The organism is Mycobacterium sp., assembly GCF_049281135.1.
GTDB lineage: Bacteria > Actinomycetota > Actinomycetes > Mycobacteriales > Mycobacteriaceae > Mycobacterium.
This window is the reverse complement of sequence record NZ_JBAPRN010000588.1, coordinates 1-6,113: the sequence shown is the minus strand read 5'-3', so window position 1 is coordinate 6,113 and position 6,113 is coordinate 1. Positions and strand designations below refer to the sequence as shown.

At 66.1% G+C, this 6,113-nt stretch carries 8 protein-coding genes; 2 read left to right on the top strand and 6 right to left on the bottom strand.

Translation table 11 applies throughout. From position 1 onward, the window contains the following. Positions 1-311 (bottom strand): LLM class flavin-dependent oxidoreductase (locus WAN02_RS23010; RefSeq protein WP_422266711.1); only part of this gene is annotated, 311 nt, incomplete at its 3' end. A gap of 77 nt (positions 312-388) precedes the next feature. Between WAN02_RS23010 and WAN02_RS23005 the strand changes: the two genes are divergently transcribed. Together WAN02_RS23005 and WAN02_RS23000 are read left to right on the top strand one after the other, a co-directional pair. Further along, positions 389-802, top strand: coding sequence for a VOC family protein (locus tag WAN02_RS23005; protein ID WP_422266709.1), 414 nt, complete (start codon positions 389-391; stop codon positions 800-802). 13 nt (positions 803-815) lie between these two features. Further along, on the top strand, positions 816-1,205 hold the full coding sequence (locus WAN02_RS23000) for a VOC family protein (RefSeq protein WP_422266707.1): 390 nt from the start codon (positions 816-818) through the stop codon (positions 1,203-1,205). Here the strand turns inward: WAN02_RS23000 and WAN02_RS22995 are convergent. The 5 genes from WAN02_RS22995 to WAN02_RS22975 all read right to left on the bottom strand — a co-directional run bounded on the left by WAN02_RS22995 (position 1,202) and on the right by WAN02_RS22975 (position 5,985). Continuing rightward, complete coding sequence (locus tag WAN02_RS22995; RefSeq protein WP_422266705.1) at positions 1,202-1,684, bottom strand: Rrf2 family transcriptional regulator; 483 nt, start codon at positions 1,682-1,684, stop codon at positions 1,202-1,204. The genes WAN02_RS23000 and WAN02_RS22995 overlap by 4 nt on opposite strands. Positions 1,685-1,712: 28 nt before the next feature. Beyond that, complete coding sequence (locus WAN02_RS22990; RefSeq protein WP_422266703.1) at positions 1,713-2,450, bottom strand: 3'(2'),5'-bisphosphate nucleotidase CysQ; 738 nt, start codon at positions 2,448-2,450, stop codon at positions 1,713-1,715. Then, the gene (gene cysC, locus WAN02_RS22985; RefSeq protein ID WP_422266701.1) at positions 2,447-4,291 is read right to left on the bottom strand and encodes an adenylyl-sulfate kinase; all 1,845 of its coding nucleotides are present in this window, start codon (positions 4,289-4,291) and stop codon (positions 2,447-2,449) included. Before cysC ends, WAN02_RS22990 begins: the two co-directional genes overlap by 4 nt. Continuing rightward, complete coding sequence (cysD, locus tag WAN02_RS22980; protein ID WP_422266699.1) at positions 4,291-5,214, bottom strand: sulfate adenylyltransferase subunit CysD; 924 nt, start codon at positions 5,212-5,214, stop codon at positions 4,291-4,293. The genes cysC and cysD overlap by 1 nt, the downstream gene beginning before the upstream one ends. A gap of 279 nt (positions 5,215-5,493) precedes the next feature. Further along, positions 5,494-5,985, bottom strand: a complete 492-nt coding sequence (locus WAN02_RS22975) for a beta-class carbonic anhydrase (protein WP_422266697.1) — start codon at positions 5,983-5,985, stop codon at positions 5,494-5,496. Positions 5,986-6,113: the final 128 nt, after the last annotated feature.

Below are 6,113 nucleotides of genomic sequence, written 5' to 3'. Positions count from 1 at the left end.
GCTCGGTAGTCCTCGACCCGGCCGCCGATGCCAAGACCCACGCTCAACCGCCCGCCGGACAGCATGTCGCCGGTCGCCAACGCCTTTGCCAACATCACCGGGTCGTGCAGCTGGGGCACCATCACCGTCGTGACCAGCCGCACCCGGTCGGTCCACGCGGCCAGCGCGCCCATCAACGTCAACGTCTCGGGATTGTCGAAGGCCATCCGCTCGCCCCAACACAACGACGAGAACGGTCCGTCGTCGATCGCCTGCGCCCAGTCCCGCAGCACCTCGGCGTCCAAGTCCGGCTCCATCACCGGCATGGTCATCGCTACCTGCACAATCGCGATTCTGGCATGCGGACCGTTCTATGCCCGCACCTTGCCGACGTGGCATCATCAGCGGGATGGTCATCACCGCCAACTCGATCGCGCATGTGCGGCTCACCGTCACCGACATCGAGCGGTCTCGACGGTTCTACGAGAGCGTCTTCGGGTGGCCCGTCCTGCTCGAGGTCCCGGACAACGCCGACGAGGCGACCCGCAAGCAGCTCGGGTTCCTGTTCGGTGGCGTCATCTACGACTTGGGCGGTGCGCTGATCGCGCTGCGGCCGGTGGCCAGCGATCGTTTCCACGAGGACCGCGCCGGCCTGGACCACATCGCGTTCCGGACGGTCGATAAGGCTGAATTAGACTCCGCAGCAGCGTATCTCGACGAGCTAGGGATCGACCACGAGCCGGTCAAAGACATCGGGCCGTCTTACATTCTGGAGTTTCGCGATCCGGACAACATCGCCCTGGAGTTGACCGCGGCGAAGTAGACTGGCAGGCACGATGCCTATCGAGTTCAACCACACCATCGTTGCCGCCCACGATCAGCGGAAGTCCGCCGAGTTCGTCAGCGAACTGTTCGGGCTGCCGAGCCCCAAGCCGTTCGGCCACTTTCTGGCCGTCGCCCTCGAACACGGCGCAACCCTGGACTACGCCGAGGTCGCCGCCGGCGAGGAGATCCGCCCGCAGCATTACGCGTTTCTGGTTTCCGAGGACGACTTCGACGCGATCTACGGCAAGATCACGTCACGCGGGCTCCAGCATTGGGCCGACCCAGCCCGACGGCGGCCCGGCGAATTCAACACCAACGACGGCGGGCGTGGCGTCTACTTCCAGGACCCGGCCGGCCACTACCTGGAGATCCTCACCCGGCCCTATGGGTCGGGAGGCTAGCCGGCGCCGCGCTGAGCGTGCCGATGACTCTCCTGGTCGCGGTAGTCGTCGGCCATTCGAGCGACGTGGTCGGGCAGGGCTCCGGTCGCGACGTCAGCCAGGCTGGTCTCCTCCAGCACCGAGCGCATGCTGGCCCGCAACGCCCGCCAGACGTCGGTCAGCGCCGCGGTCGGGCCGGAGTAAGGCAGATCGCCCAGCCCGATGTCGCGGACGCTGGCCAGCGGGCCGTCGATGCAGCGCAGTACGTCGGCGATACTGATTTCTGTTCCGGGACGGGCTAATTCGTAGCCGCCGTCGCGACCGCGGTGGCTGCGCACCAGCCGATCATTGCGCAGCGTGGACAAGATGTCGACGAGAAACTGCGGCGGGATTCCCTGAGCGTTCGCCAGATCGTCGGTGGTGACCCGCACGCCGTCACCAAGCGTGGCCAGCTCGACCATCGCCCGCACTGCGTACTCCGCCTTCGCCGACATCCGCATGGAATGGGATTGTCCCACCGTTCGCGACTCAGCCCGTGACCGCGAGCACCGCGTCGGCGTATTCGGGGCGGCACACCACCAGGTCCGGCAACAGCGGGTCGGCCCGGTTGTACTCCAGCGGCGACCCGTCGATCCGCGAGGTGTGCAATCCGGCGGCACGGGCCACGGCGACCGGAGCCGCCGAATCCCACTCGTACTGTCCGCCGGCGTGGACGTAGATGTCGGCCAACCCTTGGATGACGGCCGCTACCTTGGCTCCGGCCGAGCCCATCTCGACCAGGGTGCCGTTCAACTGATCGCGGACTTGCAGCGCGACCGCCGGCGGGCGGGTGCGCGACACCACGATCCGGGGTTGTCCGGAATACGTCGGTGGGGGTGCCGGATCAGGCGTGGCCAACGTAACGCCCTGCGCTGGAAGGGCAACCGCGCCGGCGACGAGGGCACCGGCTTGCCACAGCGCGACGTGCACGGCCCAGTCCTCGCGGCCGAGTTCGGAGAACTCCCGAGTGCCGTCCAGCGGATCGACGATCCACACCCGCTGCGCGCTCAACCGCACCGGGTCGTCGACTCCCTCTTCGGAGAGCACCGCATCATCCGGACGTTCACGCGCCAGCGCTTCCATCAGGTAGTCATGGGACCGCTTGTCCCCCGCGGCTTTCCGCTCGGCTGCCGTGGCTTCGGCAAGTTCCTCACGCACCGCGAGCAACAGCTGGCCGGCTTCGGTGGCCAGCCGGGCCGCCACCTCGTGATCGTTCTCGCCGCTCAACTGCGGGCCTCGATCAGATCGACGACCTGCTGGGCCAACTCGTCGCAGCTGCGATCCGGCGTGAGCCGCAAATCGGGATTCTTCGGCCGCTGGTACGGGCTGTCGATTCCGGTGAAGTGGGTGATCTCACCCGCCCGCGCCTTGGCGTAGAGGCCCTTGGGGTCTCGCCGCTCGCAATCCTCCAGCGGGGTGTCGCAGAACACCTCGATGAAATCGAGGCCGGCGTCCGCGTGCACCCCCCGGGCCAGGTCGCGATGCTCTTCCAGTGGGCTGATCGCCGGCACCAGGACGGTGTGGCCGGAATCGGCGATCAGCGCCGCGACGTGCGCCAGTCGGCGCAGGTTCTCGGCGCGGTCGGCCATGGAAAAGCCAAGGTCCGCGTTCAGTCCGTGGCGGAGATTGTCGCCGTCGAGAACATAAGCGGGAATGCCCTTTTCGAGCAGTTTCTGCTCGACGCGCATCGCCACCGACGACTTGCCCGAGCCCGACAGGCCGGTGAACCATAGGGTGCGGCCCCGCGACGTCCGGTCCTCGGCGGTCACCAGTGACTTGTGCACCACCGTGTTAGGGCTGGACGACAGAGTCGAGACTTCGCGCAGCACCATGCCCGCGGCAACGGTCCCGTTGGTGTTCGGGTCGATCAGGATGAACGACCCGGTGCTGGCGTTGCGGGTGTATTCGTCGAGCAGCAGCGGCACCTGCGAGCGCAGCGAGACACGGCCAAGCTCGTTGAGCTGCAACGCGGTTGCGTCCTTGTCGCGACGCAACGTGTTGACATCGAGCCGGTAGTCCAGCGCGGTGACTCTGACCCGCGTGGTCTGGGTGGTGTGCTTGATCAGATAGTCGCGGCCGGCTTCCAGCGCCGCGGCGTCGGCCATCCAGCACACCGTCGCATCGAATTCTTGGGTGACCCGCGGCGCATTGGCGGGCCGGGCGATCATGTCGCCGCGGGAGATGTCGATGTCGTCGGCAAGGCTGATCGAGACGGCCATCGGTGGAAATGCCTCTGCCACCGGTCCGTTGGGCCCCTCGATCGCGGTGATGCGGGTGGGCTTACCGGTCGGGAGCACGACGACGTCGTCACCCGGACGCATCACCCCGCTAGCCACCGTGCCCGCGTAGCTGCGGTGGTCTTGATGATCACGAGTCTGCGGCCGGATGACGTACTGCACCGGGAACCGGACGTCGACGAGGTTGCGGTCGGCGGCGACGTACACCTCTTCGAGGTGCGACAGCAACGTCGGGCCCTCGTACCAGGGGGTGTGGTCGGACTTGGTGACCACGTTGTCGCCGTGCAGCGCCGACATCGGGATGGTGAGCACGTCTTGGACGTCGAGGCGGGTGGCGAAGGCGTAGAACTCGTCGCGGATCGCCTCGAAAGCCTCTTTGTCCCAATCGATCAGGTCCATCTTGTTGACCGCGAGCACGATGTGCTCGATGCCCAGCAGCGACGCCAGGAACGTGTGCCGGCGGGACTGCTCCAGCAGACCGTGTCGGGCGTCGACGAGCACGATGGCCAGCTGCGCGGTGGACGCCCCGGTCACCATGTTGCGGGTGTACTGGATGTGACCGGGGGTGTCGGCGATGATGAATTTCCGCTTGGGAGTGGCGAAGTAGCGGTAGGCGACATCGATCGTGATGCCCTGTTCCCGCTCGGCGCGCAGCCCGTCGGTGACCAGTGACAGGTCGGTGTATTCGTGGCCGCGGTCCTTGGAGGTGCGCTCCACTGAGGCCCACTGGTCGTCCATGACGGCCTTGGAGTCGTAGAGCAGGCGACCGATCAGCGTCGACTTGCCGTCGTCGACGGAGCCGGCGGTTGCGATGCGCAGTAACGTTGCCATCAGAAGTACCCCTGCCTCTTGCGGTCTTCCATCCCGGCCTCCGATATCCGGTCGTCAGCTCGGGTGGCACCCCGCTCGGTAAGCCGCGACACCGCCGTTTCCGCGACGACTTCGGCGACGGTGGCGGCCTCGGATTCCACGCAGCCGGTGCAGGTTACGTCGCCGACGGTGCGGAATCGGACCGTCTTCTCGAGCACCTTTTCGTCGGGGCGCGGCTGCAGGTGGCGGTCGACGGCCAGCAGCATTCCGTCGCGCTCGAAAACCTGCCGCCGGTGGGCGTAGTAGATCGAGGGGAGCTTGATCTTCTCGGCGCCGATGTAGGACCAGATGTCGAATTCGGTCCAGTTGGACAGCGGGAACACCCGGATGTGCTCGCCCTTGTGGTGCCGGCCGTTGTAGATGTTCCACAGCTCGGGTCGCTGGGCCTTGGGGTCCCACTGGCCGAACTCGTCACGGAAACTGAACACCCGCTCCTTGGCGCGCGCCTTCTCCTCGTCACGGCGGGCGCCGCCGAATGCGGCGTCGAACTTGTTCTCCCTGATCGCGCGCAGCAGCGTCACGGTCTGCAGCGGGTTGCGCGACGGGATGGTTTCGACCGCGCGGCCCGCGTCGATGTCGTCCTGCACTTTGGCGATCACCAGCCGCACGCCGGTCTCGGCCACCAACTCGTCGCGGGCCGCGATCACCTCGTCGAAGTTATGACCGGTGTCGACGTGCATCACCGGGAACGGCAGGCGGCCGGGGCGGAACGCCTTCAGCGCCAGATGCAACATCACGATCGAGTCCTTGCCGCCGGAGAACAGCAGCACCGGACGTTCGAACTCGGCGGCCACCTCGCGGATGATATGAATCGCCTCGGCCTCCAGCGAGCGCAGATGGCTCAGTTCGTACTGCCCGGCAGCGGGCGCCTCTTGGGTGGTCATCAGCCTCCCCGATTCTCGGTAAAGTTGGTAGTTTTGGTCAGGATTATGAGCATTACCCAGTATGAAACCAGCCGGAGCGGGTCGTGTCAATGGACTGGCTGGATCCGGCTGGCAGTTGGCGCGCCTGGCTGCGGGGTGACCGATTTGCCCGCCTCCGAGCGAAAATCCGGTCCTAGGCGTGCAGACTCCGTGGCAGTGATATCGCCCGTAGTGTCAAAACGAAGACGGCAGTAAACCCTCACTCAGCGACTGATGAGGCGCGTGTGGCGAGCCCCAGAGCTAACCGGTGACCTCGCTGAGCTTGCCGGTGGCCACGTCGAAGATGAACCCCCGCGCCGACGTGTGCTTGGTGACGAACGGGCTGTTCTTGATGCGGTGCAGCGATTGCCGGACATCCTCGGCGAGGTCGGGGAACGCCTCGGCAGACCACGGCGGTTTGACCCCGGTCTCATCCTGGATCGCGCGCTTGAAGTCGTCGTCGGTAAACGTCAACATCCCGCAGTCGGTGTGGTGAATCAGGATGATCTCGGTGGTTCCCAGCAATCGCTGGCTGATCGCCAGCGACCGGATCGCGTCGTCGGTGACCACGCCGCCGGCGTTGCGGATGACGTGGGCCTCGCCCTCGTTGATACCGAGCAGGCTGTGCACGTCGAGTCGGGCGTCCATGCACGCCAGCACCGCGACGTGCTTGCTCGGCGGCAGTGGTAGCGGACCCTCGAACGACTTCGCGTAGTCCGCGTTGTTGGCTAAGTAGTCGTCGGTGACTGTCATGGCCGTCTCCTCGTTCGTGGTCGGCCAACTATTTTACGTTTTGCGGGCTGCCGTTTCATCGATCCGAATCAACCGGATCGCAACGTTGCTCGCGCTGAGCGACGACGCGTCTCTTAGTCTGGGCGAAT